Below are 22,527 nucleotides of genomic sequence, written 5' to 3'. Positions count from 1 at the left end.
TGATTCTAAATTACGAAGAAAACAAGCATAAAACATTAACTAACTGTAACAAAATTCTCAGTATTAAATCTTAAACTAAAAAACATAATGAACTTTTTAGGCAATATTATCTGGATTATTTTTGGCGGCATCTTTATTTTTTTCGAATACATTATCGGAGGCTTAATCCTTTGCCTAACCATTATAGGTATTCCTTTTGGTATCCAATGTTTTAAATTTGCCATTGTAGGCCTGGCTCCTTTTGGCGTTAAAATAACCGATACATCTTCGAACACAGGCTGCCTGTCTACCATTATGAACTTGATCTGGATTTTATGCGGTGGTTTTTGGATAGCCTTAACCCATTTGTTTTTTGGAATCCTGCTTTGCATTACCATTGTTGGTATTCCATTCGGACGCCAGCATTTTAAGTTGATGAATTTAGCTTTTACACCGTTCGGGAAATCGATTTCCTGATGAATAAATCTATATTGTTCCTTCATTTACACGACTTATTCGTCACATTACTTTTGTATTTTTTTTGAAAAGCAGGGTTCTGTGTTTATCGGATCCGAAAGTCCTGCCATCCGCTTTACCTCTCTGCGTTCGGTGTTCGCTCCTGTCAGGTTTATTGAACTTTGGCCTGTTCCCCTTGGCAAAAAACACTGTGCTTAGCCCCGATTGGATGGATGCCCACGATATTTCATCGGGGCAGGAAGGAAAAGCGGGACTACCGCTACCGAAGATCACAACAATTGCGCTCCAAAACTACCGGATAAGTCCTATGGATTTAGAATGTTCAATCGCTTCCTCACTATTATTAAATAAACACGCACTCACGCCTTTATCTTCCACTTTTTTAAGCAATTGTCTTGTCTCTAATTCTTTTTCAGGACGTATATTACGGATATAAACTGCTTCGATATTTTTAGGATATTTCTCCACAATTTTGGAATAAATTGTTGGGTCCTGCTGAGAGTTATCACCAAAAAACACAAACTTCTGATTCGGAAAGGCATCTAAAATCCGCATTACCCTCAACAATTTACCTTCATGACCCGTTTTACCTGTTCTGACTAAATCTTTCCATCGTTTTAAGGTATTTAAAAGGAAAGCACCATTTGGCAGTTTATTAAACCTGAAAGTCTCAACCAGATAATCATAGAGGTTCCATTCGCTGCTGCTTACATAAAAAAAAGGATTGGGCTGATTTGCATCGGTATGCGACAGTGCCAATTGCTGATAGTGAGTGGCTGCATCCGGAAAGGTTTTACGCGTATGTGGATTTTTGATAAATAACTCTCTCAGCCTTCTTCCAATAGTTGCCGAATAAGAAATCATCACGGTATCATCCACGTCAGAAATAAAAGCATATTGCGTAATGTGCGGCACATATACCTTGCCTTCTCCAGCACTTAAAACTGTTCCGTCTTTATCAACAGCTTCTACTTTTACAAAATGCCAGCCGGCAGGCACATCGTGCTTGGCTTTCCATTCGAACTTAAAAAAGCCATCTCCTTCGGTTTTATTGTAAACAATCTGATCAAAAAATTGCAAACGCACCTCAACAAAAGCATAAGGTTTTAGGATAAAGAGCTTTAAAAGATGTACAATATTAATAAACAAATTATTGCTATAAACCTGCTTTGTTTTCGCCTTGTGTTTAAAAACATGACCATAAACAACCAGGTTATGCGTGTGGCCGTAGCCGTGATATACTTTAACACTAACAGATTTATTCATCTGTATTAAAACAGAGTTTACCAAAAGTTGTTTGTTGATGTATAAACCATTAGGTAACACATGAAATTATTATTCATCATCAACCCAGGCTCAGGCAGTCATGACATTAACTTGAAGGAAGTAATTTCTACCTATTTCGAATCAAAAAATACAGAAATTGATCTTTTTGAACTACCAAAAGACTGCTCTTTAGAAAAGATAAAGGAGCGGATTAAAAGTTCAAAAGCAGATCGTGTGGTAGCAGTTGGCGGCGACGGCACCTTAAAACTGGTAGCTGAATGTCTGTTGCATACCGAAACGCCCATTGGTATTATCCCTGCCGGTTCTGCTAATGGGATGGCGAAAGAATTAGGTATACCAACTGATATTGAACTGGCTTTAGCCATTTTGGATGAAGGCCGTTTGCAAAAAATCCATGTGGTTAAACTTAACGATGAAATCTGCATTCATTTGTCAGATTTAGGTTTTAATGCCTACCTGGTAAAAAAATTTGATACCCTGCCCGAGCGCGGCATGTGGGGTTATGCAAAAGCCACCTGGCATGCCTTATGGAACCACAGCAGAATGGAAGTCCAGCTGAAACTTAAAAACGAAACCATTACCTCTAAAGCAGCCATGGTGGCCATTGCCAACGCAACCATGTATGGCTCCGGATTAAAGATAAACCCAGACGGGAAATTAGATGATAAACTTTTTGAAGTGATTTTGGTAAAGGATTACTCCTACCTCGAAATATTAAAAATTTGGATCACCAAATTACCTTTCAACCCTAAAAAAATAGAAGTATTTCAAACTGCTGAAGTCAAGATTTCTTCGAAGCACAAAGCTCACTTCCAGGTTGATGGTGAATATGTTGGTAGTGTAAATACCGTTAAAGCCAGTATTCTTCCAGCTGCCATAACGGTGGTCCTACCTAGTGTATCAGAAAGATGAGCGATGAATTTTAATGGTAAAATACAATCTGAAGAATTCGGCAATTAAACAGATCCGAAATAAAATATCGAACCACCGTTCACCAAGATTTAAAACTTCTGGTAAATAAGTAATAAAGCCAATAGAAAATATCCATACCACTAAACGGAATGGAAACTGAATATAATAGGTAATAAAACCGAATTTCTTAAATAAGATTAAACCTGCTGCCGATACAAAAAGCGATACAAACAAAGGCAACAGTAAAATAACTTTGGCCTGCGAAAGGATCTGATCAGGGATTTCGTTCAGGTGTGTTAAAATCTGCCAAAACTGTTTAGCAAGCAACAGGATACTGATCATATCCAATAAGGCAAAAAATCTGCTGGCGTTTTTCATTTACTTACAATACTTTGCTAAATAATCATCAGCCATTTTACTCCCCATATATTTAACAAATAAAAAATCCTCACAGGCGCCTTGATTGTCGCCTTGTTTGATTTTCTTTAGCGCCATTTCTATTCGGTCGCTCAGATACTCATCATCAATGCCCAGCTGGTTTTTAATGGCAATAATCTGAGCTTCCTGCCCAGGTTTTGCCTGATCGATGTTTTTATAGAAATTAATTACCGAATTCGTTAAACCTTCTTCAGCCAGATAAGTACGGATTGCTTCCTGAATGGCTTCGCTTGATTTCCCTTCACAATTATAACCCGATAGCACAAAATTTACGGGTGCTATAATCGAAACCGTAGTATCGTAACCCACCGGAACCTGCCATTTACCGCTGCTTAAACGCACTAATCGCAACGCTTCCTCATCCAGGTCAGACAGTATTCCTTTGCTCACTTTTGAGAAATAAACCTTGCCTTGTGCATTAAGCTTAAAGCTCACGTTTACCGTTCCCTGAATGCAATTATCTTTAGAAAACTGGGGATAAATAGTATTCTCCCTTAAGAAATTTGTAAAACCACTTTTACCAGATTTAAACTGAACCTGAGCCATGGCCAATGAGCAGCAGAAAAGTAAACAAATGGTGAACAGGTGTTTCATTGTACTAATTTACGGTTTATTAGGTTAACACCTGAGAGAATACAAAGTTTTTCGCCACGAAACTAAACCCTGCCGTCATGCTGAATTTATTTCAGCATCTTTCTGCTATAAGACCCTGAAATAAATTCAGGGTGACGACACTAGACTAAGAACCGTTCGATATCCTCTGTACTTTTTAGCTTAGTACTCGGTGGTTAAAAACTAAGAAAAAGTAACCTTCAAAATTAAATCCGGATCAGGGCAATTGTCCAGGTATTTTTCCCTTTCGCTAAACTTACAAACCCCAGGATAATCTCCTTTTAGTCCTTCCATATCTTTAATCAATTGAAAATGAAGGTGAGGCGGCCAGTAACCGTTTTCTTCTTTTGAGCCTAAGGTTGCTATTTTAGCCCCGGCAGGAAAAAACTTACCTTCTTCAAGGCCATTTAACGAATCCAGGCTTAAATGCCCGTATAAAGCATTAAACTTAAAACCATTTATTTCATAAGCTAAAATAATGGTTGTGCCATAATCACCAAAGTTGTTGTTATTGGCAAAACTTTGCACAGTTGCATCATAAAAATTGTAGATTGGCGCTCCTGCCGGCCCCCAGATATCTATACCTAAATGTAACCTGCGGGGTTCTTCTTCAGTATCAAAATGTGCGCTTCTCGAGTAAATGGTGCGGTGTTCGTTGTATCCGCCAATGCCGTAACGGGCATTGTTTTTAGCCAGCTTTTCATTTACCCAATCAGAAAACAGATCGGTATCATCTAAAATTTCGTCTGTTAATTCCGTATTGGCCGCTGTAAAATCCAAAGGCAGAAGCCGATCGTGTTTTACATCAAAATCAACAACTTTTTGGATCAATGCAGCATTTAATTGAATAACCTGATCGAAAGTTTGCATCTGAAATTATTTAAAGATATATACGAAATTATAAATGTAGTGCAATAAAGCTCCGCCGATTACAAACAAGTGCCATAATTCATGACTGTGCATCCACCTGGAAAGCTGTTTATCCTTTGCATAATAATAAGTTCCGCCGATATAAAAAACGCCTCCAAGCAATAACCAGAAAATTGCACCGATGGGCAAAGTGCCAAGCATTTTCTGTAACAAAGGCACAATTAAACAACCCATTAAAATATAAATGGATAACGATATGGTTGTACTTTTTAACCGGTTGAAGATTTTGAGCAGACAGCCTACAATGGCAATAATCCATACAATGGCGAACAAACTCCACCGCAGCCAGCCATCAAAAACCAATAAAGCGGTTGGCGTATAAGAACCCGCTATCATCAGATAAATGCAGCAATGATCGAATTTTTGCCAAAAGCGCACACCATAATCGGTAGCAGGATAACCATGGTACATGGCACTTACACCAAAAAGGACAAAAGTACCGATGCTATAAATCCAGGCAGCAGTAAATTCAATTGGCGTATTGCATTTCTGAAGCAACATATAGCCAGCCGGAATTGCAATTAATGCCGGGATAAAGTGTGTGAAGAAATTAACGGGTTCCCTTAGCTTCCTCACAAAAAATTATTCGCTGTCTTCGTCTTTTTGTCTGGGCTCTTTGGCAATTTTATCAAAAAGATGATCCATGCGCTCAACATACTCATTGGTATCATCCACAAAGAAAGTAAGTTCTGGAACCACCCTTACCTGGTGACGGATTCTGCTTCCCAATTTATATCTGATCTCTCCGGCATGCGAATTAACGGTATTGATTGAAAGTGTGGTATTATTGGTGTTAAAAAAACTCAGGTAAACTTTGGCTACGGCCAGATCTGGCGAAACCCTTACGCGGGTAATGGTTACCAATGTATTAGGCAAAAATGCAGCACCTTCGCGCTGAAAAACCTGTGCCAACTCCTCTTGTAATACTCCTGCAAATTTCTGCTGACGTTTACTTTCCATAGTGTTATAATTATCAATTACCAATAATCAATTATCAGACCATACAAGGTAGATAATATTAAATGATAAGGTTTTAAAATTATCAATAGCCAATAATCAATTATCAGACCATAACTGGCCGATTAATATCAAATGGAAAAGATAATAAAAGTTCAAAAAAATATTAAACTGAAGTTGATCGTATTCCTTCAGCATTTTGTAAAAATACTTATATTTAATTAATGAGCAACGGAACAAACTTTAATCTCGAAGAAAGAACTTTTCTATTCGCTCAATCTGTTAGGTCATATTGCAAAAAGGTTACGCACAGTATCATTAATATTCAAGACATCAAACAGGTTGTCCGATCCTCTGGCTCTGTTTCTGCAAATTACATCGAAGCCAATGAATCTTTAAGCAAGGCAGATTTTATTTACAGGATAAAAGTCTGCAGAAAAGAAGCAAAAGAAACCAAACTTTGGCTTAACCTGATCGATATTGAAGATAAAAAAGACCTAGAACCTACAAAATTACTTTTAGTGAGTGAAGCAAATCAATTGATGTTGATATTTAATGCGATCATTAAAAAATCACAATAACCAAATCACTATATTCAATTAGCAATGATCAAATCACAATTACCAAATTACAATTGAAAAGACATTTTTTTTTGGTTATTTATTTACTCATCTTTCTAAGCTCATCGCTACGGTTTGATCATTGAAAATTGGTTATTGATTATTAATCGACAAATTATTCTTTCTTTGCTATCAATACAATAAATTACTATCATACGGATACCTCGCTACATGCGCAGCTTTAACCTTATCGTACAATAATGTTTTAAACTCTTCCAGGTTTTCTTTTTCTGTAGCCGATATAAACAAAACCGGCACTTTATCATGGCTCATCCAGCTTTTTTTGAAGTCTTCTAAAGTAAGCTTGCCATCATCCCCTTCATTGTCGACCTCTGGCGAAACATAGGCATCGATTTTATTGAAAACTAAAATCATGTCTTTATCAATTGCGCCGATATCTTTTAAGGTTTCGTTAACCGTATTAATCTGATCTTCGAAGTTTGGATGCGATACATCAACTACATGAATCAGCAAATCAGCTTCACGCACTTCATCTAACGTAGATTTAAAACATTCTACCAAATGGTGAGGCAGCTTGCGGATAAACCCAACGGTATCAGAAAGTAAAAAAGGCAAATTCTCGATCACTACTTTACGAACTGTCGTATCTAAAGTGGCAAACAATTTATTTTCTGCAAATACTTCCGATTTCGACAGCATATTCATGATGGTAGATTTACCCACGTTGGTATAACCAACCAAGGCCACCCTAATCAACTGACCACGGTTTTTGCGCTGTGTTTCGTTTTGCCGATCTATATTTCTTAAACGCTCTTTTAACAAAGAGATTTTATTTAAAATAATACGTCTATCACTTTCAATCTGCGTCTCACCCGGACCACGCATCCCGATACCACCTTTCTGGCGTTCCAGGTGGGTCCACATACCCGTTAAACGCGGCAGAACATATTGCAATTGTGCCAGCTCTACCTGCGTTTTTGCCTGCGCAGTTTGTGCCCTGTTGGCAAAAATATCGAGTATTAAATTACTTCTATCTAAAACCTTAACTCCAAGCTCACGATCGATATTACGCAGTTGCGACGGCGATAATTCGTCATCAAAAACTACTACATCAATTTCTTCCGATTTTACGTACGCTTTAATTTCTTCCAGCTTACCTGTACCCACAAATGTGGCACGCTCTGGCTTAAGCATTTTTTGCGTAAAAACCTTCTCTACCTTCCCTCCCGCTGTATCAACCAAAAAGGCCAGCTCATCTAAATATTCTTTTGTTTGGGCTTCTTTTTCGCCAGGTGTAACCACTCCAACTAAAATTGCCCGTTCCTGCACTACGGCAGTATCATATGTTTTTTGTTTTCCCATGTAATTAGGCAAATATACGAAATTTGCGAATGTGTAAATCCATTAACAAACCATGCGGATGCAATAAATGTTTTTTAATGATTTGAAAATTAAAGCCGGTGGTTTTGGCTGCCCCAGTCCCGCTCATATCTGCCGAAGAAAAATTGAAATTCATTCAACCCGGGTTTATTTAACAAGGGTTTGTTTAAGAAAAGCTAATTTTTGCTCGCTTTATAAATACCTGTTGATGGCATACGCGATTAAATCGCCCAACTCAAACATGTTTGTTAAAAACGAGTATGTTTTTTGAGTTATAACCTTCACATTCTAAAATACAGTCGTTGTCGAAGTTATAAGTTTAAAGAAATTAATCCCAAATAGTTAGGAATTATTTCAGCATTAATACGCATTTTTTATGGTTAAGGAATAAGTATCGGCTGCACCTGCAATCCCATTGCCAACAACAGCTTTTTTTGTTAAAACAACTGCGTTTGAAGAAGTAATATAATACTTACCTTCTGCATCTATAGTTATCGTAGCTTTAACAGTTGTAGGCCCGGTAACTCCGTATAAAATAGCTCCGGTATTTACAGCTGTACCAATAGTGCAATCTGCATAAATGTATTTAGCAGTTGGGTTGCTTACAACCGTATTTAAATCTGCAAAGGTATATTCACCAGCACCTAAATTTTTACAGATGGTAAAAGTTAATGCGCTACCTGAGTATGCACCATAATTCCCACCATTACCTGTTGTGGTTACAGCTATCGCAATAAAATCTCCTGTTGATGAAGCAGCTTGTGAAGATGTACCCCTGGTATAAGTATAAGCACCAAAATTCCAACTACTATCAGCTGATTGATTTGACCCTGAAACTTCGTCCTTTTTGCACGAAAAGAATAAAACAGAAGTTAAAATAAGAGACAATGCAGCTAATAGTTGAAATTTTTTCATAATTGATTTGTTTTAGAATATAAAATCAAAAACCATGCCTGAAGTATTAATAAAATTAGAAAATATCTTTTACAAAATCTGTTATTGCCGCTCCCGGGTCATCTGTTTTCATAAAATTCTCTCCAATTAAAAACCCATTAAACCCTGCATTTCTTAACTCTTTAATCGTTTGCGGATTACTGATGGCGCTTTCTGAGATCTTTAAAAACTCATCTGGGATTTTGTTCACCAGTCCAAAGGAGGTCTGGATATTGACCGTAAAGTCGGTAAGGTTTCTATTATTTACACCAATAGCATCCAGGTTCGGGCAAATGCTTCGCTCCAACTCTTCCAGGTTATGCACTTCTAAAAGCACATTCAAGCCTAAGCTTTTGGCAAATTTCCCGAAATCGTTGATTTGCTGAGGGGTTAAAATTGAAGCGATCAGCAGAATAATATCAGCACCCCAGGCTTTTGCTTCCAGGATCTGGTATTCATCAATCATAAAATCCTTTCTTAAGATCGGAATATTATTTGCCGCCCGGGCAGCCAGAATATCATCGGTTTTACCACCAAAAAAATCTACATCCGTTAAAACCGAAAGTGCAGATGCGCCTGCAGCGCTATAAGCCTGCGTTACCTCTGCAACATCGGCAATTCCGTTAATTAAACCTTTTGATGGCGAGCGGCGCTTAAACTCTGCAATAATCCCCGTACGGTCTTCAGCTAATAAAAACTCCTTAAAAGAATAAGGCGTTCGGTTAAAATGCAGCGAATTTTCTAAATCCTGAACAGAAACCAAAGCTTTTGCAGCAGCAATTTCTTCTTTCTTACGTAATACGATTTTATCTAATATGTTCACCACTAAATCACCTGAAGGGGACTTTGACTTTCCATCGTTCATATTATTTTGCATAGATTAATTTTAATTTAATTCAAAATGGCTATTTCCAACCTGCCTTTAATTCCTCCTTCGGGGGGTTAGGTGGTCGTTAACCAATTCTCCATCATCTTTTTGCCATACTCCGTTAGTACACTTTCGGGATGAAACTGTACCCCGCGTACATCAAATGTTTCATGTCTTAACGCCATGATTTCGTTTTTATGATCTCTGGCCGTAATTTTTAAACATGCAGGGAAATTATCTTTACTCACTACCCAACTGTGGTAGCGGCCAACATTTATAGTTTGCGGACATTCCCAAAATAAAGGCTCATCGCCATCCACAACCGTTACTGGTGTAGCTATTCCGTGCATGGGTCTGCCTAAGTTCAATAAAGTGCCGCCAAAAACTTCTGCAATGGCCTGTTGACCCAAACATACGCCAAAAATACTTTTAGTTGGCGCATAGGTTTTGATTACATCCAATAACAAGCCCGCCTCTTCCGGAATACCCGGACCCGGCGAAAGTAAAATTTTATCGTACTTTTCTACATCTGCCAGATCGAATTTATCATTTCTCCAAACTTCTGCTTCGTAACCTACTTCGTTAATTAAATGCACAAGATTGTACGTAAAACTGTCGTAGTTATCAATAACCAACACGGTTTTTTTATTTATATCTTCCATTATATTTTCTCCTTATTTACATCATCCATCTCACTTCATCCATTTTACATCTTCACTAAATTCCTTCTGCCATCTGCAACGCTTTGCGCAATGCGGCAATTTTATTATTTACTTCCTGCATTTCATTTTCAGGAACAGAATCGGCTACAATACCAGCCCCTGCACGGTAATGCAATTCATTATTTTTGCTCATAAATGTCCTGATCATGATCGCATGGTTAAAATCATCATTGAACCCCATAAAACCAATGGCACCGGCATAAAAATTCCTGCCCAGTTTTTCGTTTTCATCAATCAGCTGCATGGCTTTGTATTTTGGCGCACCACTTAAAGTACCTGCCGGATAGGTATCGGCAACGACTTTAAAAGCACTTACATTTTCCTGCAAATGACCACTTACTTTACTCACCAGGTGGATCAGGTGCGAATAGTACTGCACTTCTTTAAAAGATTTTACTTCAACGCGGTTACAGTGTCGGCTTAAATCGTTTCTAGCCAAATCAACCAGCATTACATGTTCGGCACTTTCTTTAGGGTCTTGTTCTAATTTACGGGCCTGTTCGGCATCTTCAATGTCGTTTCCACTACGTTTAAAGGTTCCTGCGATGGGAAAAATGTTAGCTGAATTGTTTTTGATGGTAATCTGTGCCTCCGGTGAAGAGCCGAATAATTTAAAATTACCGTAATCAAAGTAAAACAGGTAAGGCGATGGGTTTATCGAACGCAGGCAACGGTACACATTAAATTCATCGCCAGAAAATGCTTGTTTAAATGCTCTTGAAGGAACGATTTGAAAAACATCACCCCGGTAAATGTGCTTTTGAAGTTTCTCTACCAAATCCATAAAACCCTGATCGGTTAGATTCGAACTTTCCTCACCACGCAGTTGAAACTTATATTCGGGATAATTTTTATTCTGGATCAGGTATTCCATTTTTTCCAGTCCACCTTCTTCTTCTCCTTCGAAAGTATTTTTGAACAGCGTAATTTCGTTTTTGAAGTGATCGATGGCGATGATATAACGGTACAAGTGGTACTGCATCTCCGGAATCTCCTCCCCTTCAGGTGTTGCGGAAGTAAACTTGATATCTTCAAAATGCTGTACGGCGTTCCAGGTAAAATAACCGAATAATCCGCTCGAGATAAACTTAATTTCAGGCAGTTCAGTTTCTTTGAATTTGTCCTTAAAATCAGCTATTTCATCAATCAGGTTTTTACTCTCGGTAATTTCTACTGCTCCATCGGGGAAATAGGTTTCCAACCGTGATCCCTTTAAGATAATTCCGGCAACAGGATCGACACAAACAAAACTCATGGAGTTTTCTCTACTGTGGTAATCTGAACTCTCCAACAAGATGCTGTTCGGGTACACATCACGTAAGCGTAAATAAATGCTCACTGGCGTAGTGGTATCGGCAAGCATTTTTTTGTAGGTCGTATTTATTTTATACATGATAAAGGTAAAATGGTGTAAGGCTTATGGTTTGCATTCTCGTATTTTTTTCAACAATAAAAAGCCCGGCGTGTGGTTCTACGCCGGGCTTTAATGGTTCATTAATAAGGTTTAGGTTGATAAACTATATTTTGTTCATACGCAGCCAGCGCAATTCGTTCGAATTACTTTGCCAAAGCCATGTATGTATATTGTTGATCATGAGCCACAAAAATATAAAGAATTTTGAAAAACCGAAATATTTATGAAAATAAGTTTAGTACGGAGCCAGAAAGCCGAAGTCATGAGCCTTAATCCACTTGTCATCCTGAGCGTAGCGAAGGATCTTTTACACAAAATCGTCATCTCGACTGGAGCGCAGCGAAATGGAGAGATCTATCTCGAGACAGATTTCTCGGCTGCGTTGCACTTCGCTCGAAATGACGGTTCGTGGGAGCTTCACCACCAATGACGACTCAGCGGTCTTCGTGGCCTTTCTCTGTGTACTTTGTGGTAAAAAAAGAATAAAAAAAATCCCGCTCTTTTAAAGCAGGATCTTATATTAATTGCAAGAATATCCTTCTAAGAAACTCCAAAAAATGATCTTCCGGGAACTGCCTTAACCATTAATAGAATAGCCACAATAATTAAAATTAGCGCCAATCCGAAGAAAATAGCTATAGTACGGTGTTTTGCAACAGCTTCTGTTACCTTTTTCGATTTGGCGTTACCTACCGTAATCAAGATGATGGCAATAATCATCATCGAAGTGTGTTCAGCCTTGAAATAACGACCAATAGCATCGCTCATTGGCAATTTTGTCAGGGGACTCAAGAAATACAATACCAAGCCGATCAACAGTTGGATGTGTATACTGATCAGGGTAAATACATTCAGTTTGCGGTTACCTTCTGTATATGTTTTATTACCAAACCAGCCCGATAAAGCATTGATTACAGCAATAACCAATAAAATTAATACGATGTAGCGCCATCCGGAGTGCGCAGATTTTAAGATATTGTACATTTTTATCAAATATGTTTAGTCAAAAATAGACATTAATTGTAAAAAATAGGATATTCAACAGATTGAACGCTTATTTATATTAGTTTTAAACAAATTAAAACCTAAACTTATTATGAAGAAAATTTTACCTGTCATTTGGCTGGTATTTTCTGCTACATTTCTGTTTGCACAGCAAACCTCCTTCCCTGTTAACGGCTCTTTTGATACCAGACCTGGGATGTTTGCCTTCACCAATGCAACGATAGTGGTAAATGCCAACCAGACCTTAACAAATGCTACCCTTTTAATTAAGGGACAAACTATTCAGACTGTTGGAGCCGGCTTAACTGTGCCCAAAGGCTATGTGGTGATTGATTTAAAAGGAAAATTTATTTATCCATCGCTGGTTGATGCCTTTAGCAGCTATGGACTTAACGAAGCTCCTGTGCAACAACGCGGTTTCGGTGGTCAACGTCAATCTATTTTCCTTTCTACTAAAAAAGGCGCCTATGGCTGGAATGAATCCATCAGGCCAGAAACTTATGTAAAAAGTATCTTTTCTACCGACAGCAAAAAAGCGGATGAATTACGCAAAGTTGGTTTCGGGAGTGTAAATGTAATTAACCGCGACGGTATTGCTCGTGGTGTTTCTGCTGTGGTAACTTTAAACGAGGGCGCCGACAATAGCGTATTTTTAAAGGATCAGACCGCAGCAAACTATTCATTTAACAAAGGAAGTTCATCAAACGATTACCCGACTTCGTTAATGGGTTCTATTGCCTTATTACGCCAAACCTACTACGATGCACAATGGTATGGCAAACAAAAAGATGAATATAATATCTCGCTGGATGAATTTGCCAAACAACAGGCCATGCCACAGATTTTTGAAGTTGATGGCTGGCAGAACATCCTCCGTGCCGATAAAATCGGAAAAGAATTTGGCAAGACATACATCATTAAATCTACTGGCGATGAATACCAGCGCATTAATGAAGTTAAAGCTACCGGAGCAAGCTTGGTCATTCCGCTAACTTTTCCTAAAGCCTACGATGTGGAAGATCCGGCAGAAGCCAGAAATATAACTTTATCACAAATGAAAGGCTGGGAACTGGCGCCAACCAACCCGGCAGCATTGGAAAAAGCGGGAATTAAATTTGCCTTAACAGCATTTGGATTAGAAAACAGTCGCGATTTTTGGGCGAACATCCGCACAGCGATAGAAAATGGCTTAACTGAAAAACAAGCCTTACAATCGGTTACTGAAATCCCTGCCTCACTTTTGGGCATCAGCGATAAAGTTGGTTCCCTGGAAAAGGGAAAAGTTGCTAACTTTTTGATCTCATCTGATAACCTGTTCAAAAACGGAAACATTATCTTCGAAAACTGGGTACAGGGCAAGCGTTTTGTGGTAAACAAAATGGATGTAAGCGATGTCCGCGGCACTTACAATTTAAATATTGATGGCGTTGGCGCTTTAACATTAAAAATTACCGGTACTGGTGGCGGATCTACCGCGGCGATTGAAAGAGCTGGTGCAGATAGCGTAAAAACTACGGCCACCTTTACCAGAAATGGCGATTGGGTAAGCATCAATTTCAACTTAAAGAAAAATCCGATAGGCGATATCCGTTTAAGTGGTTACATCACTTCGGCAAGTCCGGTTACCTTAAAAGGCGAATCGGCATTGGCTGATGGTACTACGGGAAAGTTTACAGCAACTTATAAAGAAGCAGCGAAAGAAACACCTAAAAAAGAGGAGCCTAAAGCCACTTTGGCTATGGGTCCTGTAATTTATCCTTTCTCGGCTTTTGGGAATACCGAACTCCCTAAACAAGAAACCGTACTGATTAAAAATGGCACCGTTTGGACGAACGAAAAAGACGGCATCCTTCAAAATGCCGATGTACTTTTAGAAAACGGAAAAATTAAAGCCGTTGGTAAAAACCTTTCAGCAAGCGGCGCAAAAGTAATCGATGCTACAGGGAAACATGTTACTGCGGGCATTATCGACGAACACTCGCATATTGCAGGCGCTGGTGGCATTAATGAAGGTGCACAATCGGTTTCTGCTGAAGTACGCGTGGCCGATATCATCAATTCAGAAGACGTAAACATTTACCGTCAGTTGGCTGGCGGGGTAACCACTTCTCATATTTTACATGGTTCGGCAAACCCTATTGGTGGCCAGTCGCAATTGATTAAATTACGTTGGGGTAAATCGCCAGAAGAACTGAAATTTGCAGGTGCCGATGGTTTTATCAAATTTGCATTAGGCGAAAATGTTAAACAGAGTAATTTTGGTACCGGCGCCCGTTTCCCGGTTACGCGTATGGGTGTTGAGCAAACTTTTGTGGATGAATTTACCCGAGCAAAAGAATATGCCAAAGCGCTTTCGGTAAAAGGAAACAGTGTACGTAAAGACCTTGAACTGGATGCCATTGTAGAAATTTTAAACAACAAACGTTTCATTACCTGCCACTCTTATGTACAGAGTGAAATAAACATGTTAATTCATGTGGCTGATAGTTTAGGCTTCAAAATCAACACCTTTACACACATTTTAGAAGGTTACAAAGTGGCAGACAAAATGAAAGCGCATGGCATTGCAGGCTCGACCTTCTCTGATTGGTGGGCTTATAAAAACGAAGTGGCCGAGGCTATTCCTTACAACGGAAAAATTATGCATAATGTTGGTGTAACCACTGCTTTCAATTCTGATGATGCAGAAATGGCCCGTCATTTAAACCAGGAAGCAGGCAAATCAGTTTTATACGGTAATGTACCTGAAGAAGATGCACTGAAATTCGTAACGCTTAATCCGGCAAGGATGCTGCATATTGATGACAAAGTAGGTAGCTTAAAAGCAGGCAAAGATGCCGATGTGGTGATCTGGACAGCCAATCCGCTTTCTATTTATGCCAGGGCAGAGAAAACTTTTGTAGATGGCATTGCTTACTGGGATCTTGATAAAGATATGCAGGTAATTAAAACACAACAGGCAGAAAAAGCGCGTCTGATCCAAAAGATGTTAGAGAGCAAAAGTAAAGGTGGCCATACGCAACGCCCATTGGGTGATGCACCTCGTCTATACAATTGCGAAACTTTAGAAAATTATTCAGCAGAATTAACCGAGAAAGAACATGCACACTAAAACATATTTATTCAGTCTGGCTTTATCGGCAACAAGCCTGATGTGTTTTGCACAGGCTAACATTTCGCCAGCTAAAAAACAAAGTAAAACCATCGCCATTACCGGTGCAACCGTACATGTGGGTAATGGAACAGTTATTGAAAATGGCACCATCCTTTTTGGGAATGGAAAAATTATTTCGGTTATGGCTAACGGACAAGTGCCACAGAATGATGTACTGCGTATTGAAGCCACAGGTAAGCATGTTTATCCAGGTTTTATTGCAGCCACCACCAATTTAGGTTTAACAGAAATTGAAGCGGTAAAAGCAACCCTGGATTTTCAGGAAATAGGCGATTTTAATTCGCACATCCGTTCTATCGTGGCTTACAATACCGATTCGAAGGTTCCGGCTACTTTACGCAGCAATGGGATTTTAATGGCACAGCCAACGCCACAGGGTGGTACCGTTTCAGGCAGTTCATCAGTGGTTCAGCTTGATGCATGGAACTGGGAAGATGCAGCCCTTAAAACTGATGATGCTATGCATGTGACCTGGCCGGTTACCCCTCGTTTTAGAGCCGGCTTTGGTGGCTTCGGCAGACCGCAGTTATCGCCGGAAGTGTTAGCAGAAAGAACGCAGGCTGCCATTGCGCAGTTAACTTCGTTTTTTGCTGAAGCAAAAGCCTATTCCGAAATGGGTAAACCCGAAGTAATCAATACCCGTTTCGAAGCCATGAAAAAGGTTTTCTCGGGAAATGAGAAACTATTTATCGCGGCAGATAGCCAGAAGGATATTGTTGCAGCAGTTAATTTCGCTAAGAAATTCGGCATCACCCCGGTAATCACCGGAGCAGATGAAGCGTATCTGATCATCGATTTCCTGAAAGACAACAACATTACCCTAGTGGTGAAACAGCCTCATGCCTTACCTAACAACAATGATGATGATGTAAACATGCCTTATAAAAATGCTGCCATATTGGCCAATGCAGGTTTAAACGTAGTATTGAGTATTGATGGTTATTGGCAACAGCGCAATTTGCCTTTTATGGCGGGTACGGTTACAGCCTGGGGACTGGATAAAGAAAAAGCGCTATCTACCATTACCTTAAACGCAGCAAAAGCGATGGGTGTAGATAAAACTACTGGCAGCATTGAAACAGGTAAGGATGCTACTTTCTTTATTTCTGCCGGTGATGCTTTGGATATGCGCACCAATAAAGTAGAACAGGCTTTTATTCAGGGCAGGGATATTAACCTGGATAATCTGCATAAACAATTGGATAAAAAGTTTAGTGATAAATATATCGCTGAGCAGAAATAAGCAATACTAATTTAACAAATAGCGGCCAATATTAATTTATTGGCCGTTTGTTTTTGATTAGTGTCTCACCAACCGAAATATCCAACCACAAATCTGTAAGACACCAGCCGAAATATCCACCTACATGTTCGTAAGACATCAACTGAAATATAATAAATCAGAAATTTTTAATTTAACATCAACCAGAAAATCGAACAATTTGCAAACCATTTCATAATATAAAATCACCATCAGCTTAACACTACAATAACACCTTTGCGGTCAGATAACAAATCAAAAAACTGATCATGATTAAAAATTTACTAATTGCAGTGATGCTGTTTTTATGCTATTCCAGTAATTCGGCTACGGCACAAACCACACAAGCATCAATCTCGGGCATTGTAACGGATGAACAAAAGAAACCCATTCCTGGCGTTTCCATCCAGATCCGGAACAACTCAACAGGTTTTACCACTAAAACTTCTACTAATGCACAAGGTGAGTATACTTTTAAAGAACTTCCTTTGGGTGGACCTTACACGGTTAAAGCCATCTACATCGGTTACGCCGAACAAAACAGAATAGGCTACATGTTAAACCAGGGTGATGCAGTAAAGGTTGCCATTAATATGCAGGAAACTGCTCAAAACCTCGGTGGTGTAGAGATTAACGGATCTTCGTTAAGAAATAAAGTGCAACAATTTGGTGCATCTACCGAGATTTCATCAAAAACGATGAACTTATTGCCTGTAAACGGCCGTAATTTCTCAAGTTTAACAGATTTATCTCCACTATCGGGAGCAAGTGGTATTGCGGGCCAGCTGGGCTCTTCTACCAACTTTACTATTGATGGTATGACGGCAAAAAACCCTACTTCAGCAGGAAGTACAACAAGCCGTAGCGGTGCGCCATATTCCATCTCTATCGAAAGTGTTCGGGAGTTTAAAGTAGTTACCAACCAATATGATGTAAGTTTAGGCCGTGCCGGTGGCGGTACAATTAGCGCTGTAACCAAATCAGGTACGAACCAGGTTACAGGTAGTGCATTTGCTTATAACAGAGCTGATTTTTTAGCGAGCCAATACGACATCAGGGGGAACAAAAGAGTGAACGATTTCTCTACATACCAATATGGATTTAGCTTAGGCGGACCAATCATAAAAGATAAATTACATTACTTTGCCGTTTGGGATCATCAAAGAGATTCTCGTCCTTTAGTTATTGCCGATATCAATTCATCAGCAGATGAGGCCCGTTTCAACGTTACTAATACAACATTAAAAGACTTTTTAACTGTTGCCAGAAATAAATATGGCGTGGCCAATACACCTCAATATGGTTCATTCGATAAGAAAAGAGGAACCGATGCTGGTTTCTTGCGTTTAGACTGGCAAATTGATGACAAGAACTTATTAACTGTTCGGGATAATTATACCAATGATAGAAACCCACTTGGACTTGCAGATAATACTGCAATCAACTTTTACGAAAGTTACGGAAACGATAAAAATGTTGACAACAGCTTGTTAGCAACACTTCGTTCTACAGTGAGCAGCAAGGTTACCAACGAGTTAAAAGTACAGCATTTATATACTTTCCAGGCCAGTACACAGAACGATGAGTTGTCTTACGCCATACCAAGAGCAGTTGTAAATAATGTTCCTTCTACTTTATCAAACGGCAGCAATGTAACTACTGCCATCCAGATCGGTGGTCACCGTTTCGGACAAGAAGGTTTTACCAATAATGTTTTTCAGTTGGTTGATAATATTTATTATAATACTGATAAAATTAAATACACCTTTGGTATCGATATTATGTACACCCATGCAAAATCTTTGTATGGCAGCGAAGTAAACGGAAGGTTTGAATTTACTAACACTGGCACAAAAGAAGATGGAAACGTACAAACTTCAGTACAAAATTTTAATAATTTAATTCCTAACCGTTACTACAGGGAAGTACCATTGGTAGCTGACCCTACTGTAACCGGTAACTTATTGAACTCAGCCATTTATGGCCAAATGCAAACCAAATTGGGTAAAGGTTTAGATTTTACCGGAGGTTTGCGTTTAGATTATAGCAAATACCCAACATCACCACTTAACCAACAGTTATATGATGCAATTGGTGTAAGAACTGATAATGAATTAAAACAGTTTTTAATTCAGCCACGTATCCAGTTGGACTGGGATATTAACGAAAAACATACTGATTACGTTCGTTTAGGAGCAGGTATTTTCGGATCAGATGTGAACAACTACGTAACCATTAACAACCTTACTTTTGATGGAAAACATTTTGGAACGGTTGATATAACTAATGGTATCCCAACACCAGATTTTGCAGGCTATAGAAACGGTACTGCTACAGCACCAGCACTACCGGGTTCACAAGTGGCAACTATAAACACTTATGCTGATGATGCAAAATTACCAGTGGTCTATAAAGCCAACTTATCGTACAACAAATTAATTAACGATAAAATACGTATCGGCATTACCGGTTACGCAACATTAGCCCGCAATAACTACATGTATGTAGACAGAAACATGGCGGCCAATCCATACTTTACTTTAGCAAACGAGGGAAATAGAGGGGTATTTGTGCCTTCAATTCCATCAAACGGAGTAGCAGATTGGAAAGCAGGCCGTTTAACAACCAACACCTTTGGTAGAGTGCTAGAATTAAACAGTAAGGGTAAAGTAAACCAGTTTGCCATTGTTGTTGATGGTACCTGGAAATACTTTAAAGATGGAGAAATTACTGCAAGTTATACCTGGAATGATGCAAAGGACAATACTTCTTACAATGGTAACGTAGCCAATTCTGCAACTTTATCTTTGCCAGTAGTTGATGATCCAAGGAATTTAAGCAAAATGACTTATTCTAATGGTCAGTTCCGTAATAAGGTAATTATTTATGGCACATTACCATCATTCCATGGCATTAAAGCGGGTGTGCGTTATTCGGCTATTGGCGGTACAAGATATAGCTTACTTTCGGGAAGTAATACCAACGGCGATTTCGTATCTACAAACGATCTGGCTTTCATTTTCGACAGAAATAACCCAAATACACCTGCAAATGTTCGCAATGGTTTACAGGCATTATTGGATAATCCACTTGCAAGCCAAAGTTTAAAAGATTATATTCTAAAATACGAAGGTACATTTGCGGAACGTAATGGTGGTATTAACGGTTTTTACGGTACGATTGATTTAAGATTGGCTTACATGATTAAATTCGGACCAGGTAAAAAACAAAGTGTTGAAATTTCTGGCGACTTGTTTAACGTGGCCAACTTATTTAAGAAAACCTGGGGTACTTCAGAAACCTTGGCTACACAAGCTATTTACGGTTTAGGAATTCCAGCAGTAAAAGACGCTGCAGGCAAAGAAATAACTCCTGCAGTAGCCAATTACGATACGACTAAGCGTCAGTTCAATTACCGGATCAATAATAGTGGTTTAGTAACGCCATCGGGTAATCCTTGGCAGGCACAAATCGGTTTACGTTACGGATTTTAAACAAATGTTAGCTAAGTATCTTAGCTTAAAGTCATAAAAAAAGGGAATGGATTTTTATCCGTTCCCTTTTTTTATGTTTGTATTCAAAACAACAAAACTTTAATGGGATTATTATTAGACTACCTGAAAAACCACAAGTGGATTGTGGTTCTAGCGTTATTGCTTGCAGGTTTCAATATTGGCTTTTCACTTTTAGATCCATATATTACCGGAAGAATTTTAGACCGTTTCATCAATCAAAAAGACAAATTAACCTATGCCCAGTATCTTTGGGGCTCACTCGGTTTAATTGGTTTGGCCATTGGCGCAGCCATGGTTTCGCGAATAGCCAAGAATTTTCAGGATTACTTTACAAGCGTGATTGTACAAAAAGTAGGTGCCAGAATGTATGCCGATGGCTTACAGCATTCTTTGAAATTACCTTATCAGGTATTTGAAGATCAGCGAAGTGGTGAAACACTCGGAATTTTACAGAAGGTACGCTTAGACTCAGAAAAATTCATCACCGCATTTATCAGCATCTTATTTGTAAGCTTAATCGGGATGATCTTCGTAATCGTTTATTCTGTTTCTATAAGTTATAAGGTTACTCTGGTTTATTTTACAGCCATTCCAATCATCAGCTTTGTCAGCTGGTTTTTGAGTCGGAAGATTAAAACCATTCAACGTTCTATTGTTGGTGAAACAACGGCTTTGGCTGGCTCTACCACAGAATCATTAAGAAACATAGAACTGGTAAAAAGTCTCGGGCTGGCCAACCAGGAAATTGAAAGATTAAACAAAACCACTTATAAAATTTTAGGCCTCGAACTTAAAAAAGTAAAGTATGTCCGAAGTATGAGTTTTGTTCAGGGTACCACTGTCAACCTGGTTCGGAGTACAATGATTTTGGTTTTGCTATTGCTTATTTTTGATAATTCCATCACAGCGGGGCAGTATTTAACTTTCCTTTTTTATTCCTTTTTTCTTTTCGGACCATTGCAGGAACTCGGAAATGTAATTTTAGCATGGCGTGAAGCGGAAGTTTCTTTAGGAAACTTTAAAAAGATATTGAGTACGCCAATTGATAAGAAACCTGAAAACCCGATCTCCATTCAAAAAATTAAAGATTTAACCTTTAATGAAGTTGGCTTTAAACATCAAACTGCCAACCGTAATGCCCTGGAAAACATTTCTTTCAAAACCCATAACGGTCAAACCATTGCCTTTGTCGGCCCTTCCGGTTCTGGAAAAACAACTTTAGTAAAACTACTAGTTGGCTTATATCCGGCAAAAGAGGGTGAGATTTTATACAACGGCATTTCCAGCAATGCAATTGACTTAGATGCCTTGCGCGAAAAAATCGGTTTTGTTACACAAGATACACAGCTGTTTTCGGGAACGATAAGAGAAAACCTGTTATTTGTAAACCCTAAAGCTACAGATGAGGAATGTTATAAAGTATTAAACCAGGCTGCTTGTCAAACTTTATTGGCAAGGGCTGATAAAGGTCTGGATTCGCTGATTGGTGAAGGTGGCGTGAAGGTTTCGGGAGGAGAAAAGCAGCGTTTATCAATTGCCAGAGCACTGCTTCGTCAGCCAGATATTTTGGTTTTTGATGAAGCAACTTCTTCACTGGATTCGATTACGGAAGAAGAGATCACCAAAACCATTCGTTCGGTTTCAAATTTAACCGATCACATTACGATTTTAATTGCGCACCGTTTATCAACGATAAAACATGCTGATAGAATTTATGTTTTAGAGAAAGGCCACATTATTGAGCAGGGCAAACATGAAGAACTAATTGCACAAAATGGTTTATACCAGGCCATGTGGCGCCAACAAATTGGCGAAAGGATTGTTGAAGCTTAAGGAACAATATTCTTAATCATGTTACTGGCACAAGTAGAGAGCAACCACATCGCAATTATCATTGTTATCGCAGCTATATTATGGCTGGCCTTAATATTAACCGCATTGTACCATATATCAAGAAACAGCAGCATGGGTTTTACGGTAAAAGTACTTTGGTTTATCATTATCCTTTTCGCCCCATTTCTGGGCTCGATTATTTACCTCATGTGGGGCAAGAATAAGAAGTTTTAATTTTCACCATGGTC

20 protein-coding genes are annotated in these 22,527 nt (G+C 38.9%); 8 read left to right on the top strand and 12 right to left on the bottom strand.

The genetic code is table 11. From position 1 onward, the window contains the following. Nucleotides 1-87 precede the first annotated feature (87 nt). On the top strand, nucleotides 88-456 hold the full coding sequence (locus tag ACUN24_RS06290) for a YccF domain-containing protein (RefSeq protein WP_445561733.1): 369 nt from the start codon (nucleotides 88-90) through the stop codon (nucleotides 454-456). Between the two features lie 291 nt (nucleotides 457-747). Here ACUN24_RS06290 and ACUN24_RS06285 read toward each other — a convergent pair whose 3' ends face one another. Beyond that, nucleotides 748-1,722 carry an App1 family protein gene (locus ACUN24_RS06285; protein ID WP_445561732.1) on the bottom strand — a complete coding sequence of 325 codons (975 nt, stop codon included), beginning with the start codon at nucleotides 1,720-1,722 and terminating at the stop codon, nucleotides 748-750. Between the two features lie 60 nt (nucleotides 1,723-1,782). Between ACUN24_RS06285 and ACUN24_RS06280 the strand changes: the two genes are divergently transcribed. Next, a complete protein-coding gene (locus ACUN24_RS06280) occupies nucleotides 1,783-2,655 on the top strand; it encodes a diacylglycerol/lipid kinase family protein (protein ID WP_445561731.1) in 873 nt (290 codons plus the stop codon). Here the strand turns inward: ACUN24_RS06280 and ACUN24_RS06275 are convergent. The 5 genes from ACUN24_RS06275 to rbfA form a co-directional block, all read right to left on the bottom strand. Then, on the bottom strand, nucleotides 2,644-3,033 hold the full coding sequence (locus tag ACUN24_RS06275) for a hypothetical protein (protein WP_445561730.1): 390 nt from the start codon (nucleotides 3,031-3,033) through the stop codon (nucleotides 2,644-2,646). The genes ACUN24_RS06280 and ACUN24_RS06275 overlap by 12 nt on opposite strands. After that, on the bottom strand, nucleotides 3,034-3,687 hold the full coding sequence (locus ACUN24_RS06270) for a TonB family protein (protein ID WP_445561729.1): 654 nt from the start codon (nucleotides 3,685-3,687) through the stop codon (nucleotides 3,034-3,036). A gap of 201 nt (nucleotides 3,688-3,888) precedes the next feature. Continuing rightward, nucleotides 3,889-4,575 carry a peptidoglycan DD-metalloendopeptidase family protein gene (locus ACUN24_RS06265; protein ID WP_445561728.1) on the bottom strand — a complete coding sequence of 229 codons (687 nt, stop codon included), beginning with the start codon at nucleotides 4,573-4,575 and terminating at the stop codon, nucleotides 3,889-3,891. Between the two features lie 6 nt (nucleotides 4,576-4,581). Beyond that, the gene (gene trhA / locus ACUN24_RS06260; RefSeq protein WP_445561727.1) at nucleotides 4,582-5,211 is read right to left on the bottom strand and encodes a PAQR family membrane homeostasis protein TrhA; all 630 of its coding nucleotides are present in this window, start codon (nucleotides 5,209-5,211) and stop codon (nucleotides 4,582-4,584) included. Between the two features lie 6 nt (nucleotides 5,212-5,217). After that, nucleotides 5,218-5,595 (bottom strand): 30S ribosome-binding factor RbfA, encoded by a 378-nt coding sequence (gene rbfA, locus ACUN24_RS06255; RefSeq protein ID WP_090503026.1) that lies wholly within the window; start codon nucleotides 5,593-5,595, stop codon nucleotides 5,218-5,220. Nucleotides 5,596-5,816: 221 nt separating this feature from the next. On the opposite strand from rbfA, the gene ACUN24_RS06250 reads away from it, so the two are divergent. Further along, nucleotides 5,817-6,173, top strand: a complete 357-nt coding sequence (locus ACUN24_RS06250; protein ID WP_445561726.1) for a four helix bundle protein — start codon at nucleotides 5,817-5,819, stop codon at nucleotides 6,171-6,173. Nucleotides 6,174-6,344: 171 nt separating this feature from the next. On the opposite strand, the gene hflX is transcribed toward ACUN24_RS06250, so the two are convergent. The 6 genes from hflX to ACUN24_RS06220 form a co-directional block, all read right to left on the bottom strand. Continuing rightward, entirely contained in the window at nucleotides 6,345-7,535 is a 1,191-nt protein-coding gene (gene hflX / locus ACUN24_RS06245) for a GTPase HflX (RefSeq protein WP_445561725.1), read from the bottom strand. 378 nt (nucleotides 7,536-7,913) lie between these two features. After that, the gene (locus tag ACUN24_RS06240; protein WP_445561724.1) at nucleotides 7,914-8,468 is read right to left on the bottom strand and encodes a hypothetical protein; all 555 of its coding nucleotides are present in this window, start codon (nucleotides 8,466-8,468) and stop codon (nucleotides 7,914-7,916) included. A 55-nt stretch (nucleotides 8,469-8,523) separates the two neighbouring features. Further along, the gene (gene trpC / locus ACUN24_RS06235) at nucleotides 8,524-9,309 is read right to left on the bottom strand and encodes an indole-3-glycerol phosphate synthase TrpC (protein WP_445565127.1); all 786 of its coding nucleotides are present in this window, start codon (nucleotides 9,307-9,309) and stop codon (nucleotides 8,524-8,526) included. 119 nt (nucleotides 9,310-9,428) lie between these two features. Further along, nucleotides 9,429-10,016 carry an anthranilate synthase component II gene (locus tag ACUN24_RS06230; protein WP_445561723.1) on the bottom strand — a complete coding sequence of 196 codons (588 nt, stop codon included), beginning with the start codon at nucleotides 10,014-10,016 and terminating at the stop codon, nucleotides 9,429-9,431. Between the two features lie 55 nt (nucleotides 10,017-10,071). Further along, nucleotides 10,072-11,469, bottom strand: a complete 1,398-nt coding sequence (locus ACUN24_RS06225) for an anthranilate synthase component I family protein (RefSeq protein WP_445561722.1) — start codon at nucleotides 11,467-11,469, stop codon at nucleotides 10,072-10,074. A 561-nt stretch (nucleotides 11,470-12,030) separates the two neighbouring features. Further along, a complete protein-coding gene (locus ACUN24_RS06220; RefSeq protein ID WP_445561721.1) occupies nucleotides 12,031-12,474 on the bottom strand; it encodes a cytochrome B in 444 nt (147 codons plus the stop codon). Between the two features lie 112 nt (nucleotides 12,475-12,586). On the opposite strand from ACUN24_RS06220, the gene ACUN24_RS06215 reads away from it, so the two are divergent. The 5 genes from ACUN24_RS06215 (at nucleotide 12,587) to ACUN24_RS06195 (ending at nucleotide 22,513) form a co-directional block, all read left to right on the top strand. Further along, complete coding sequence (locus tag ACUN24_RS06215) at nucleotides 12,587-15,607, top strand: amidohydrolase family protein (RefSeq protein ID WP_445561720.1); 3,021 nt, start codon at nucleotides 12,587-12,589, stop codon at nucleotides 15,605-15,607. Further along, nucleotides 15,597-16,913 carry an amidohydrolase family protein gene (locus tag ACUN24_RS06210; RefSeq protein WP_445561719.1) on the top strand — a complete coding sequence of 439 codons (1,317 nt, stop codon included), beginning with the start codon at nucleotides 15,597-15,599 and terminating at the stop codon, nucleotides 16,911-16,913. Before ACUN24_RS06215 ends, ACUN24_RS06210 begins: the two co-directional genes overlap by 11 nt. A gap of 287 nt (nucleotides 16,914-17,200) precedes the next feature. Then, nucleotides 17,201-20,425, top strand: a complete 3,225-nt coding sequence (locus ACUN24_RS06205) for a carboxypeptidase regulatory-like domain-containing protein (RefSeq protein ID WP_445561718.1) — start codon at nucleotides 17,201-17,203, stop codon at nucleotides 20,423-20,425. A gap of 102 nt (nucleotides 20,426-20,527) precedes the next feature. Beyond that, the gene (locus tag ACUN24_RS06200) at nucleotides 20,528-22,279 is read left to right on the top strand and encodes an ABC transporter ATP-binding protein (RefSeq protein ID WP_445561717.1); all 1,752 of its coding nucleotides are present in this window, start codon (nucleotides 20,528-20,530) and stop codon (nucleotides 22,277-22,279) included. An 18-nt stretch (nucleotides 22,280-22,297) separates the two neighbouring features. After that, complete coding sequence (locus tag ACUN24_RS06195) at nucleotides 22,298-22,513, top strand: PLDc N-terminal domain-containing protein (RefSeq protein WP_193422945.1); 216 nt, start codon at nucleotides 22,298-22,300, stop codon at nucleotides 22,511-22,513. The last annotated feature ends 14 nt before the right edge of the window (nucleotides 22,514-22,527 follow it).

The organism is Pedobacter sp. WC2501 (assembly GCF_052682415.1).
This window is presented reverse-complemented; position numbering and strand designations above follow the sequence as displayed.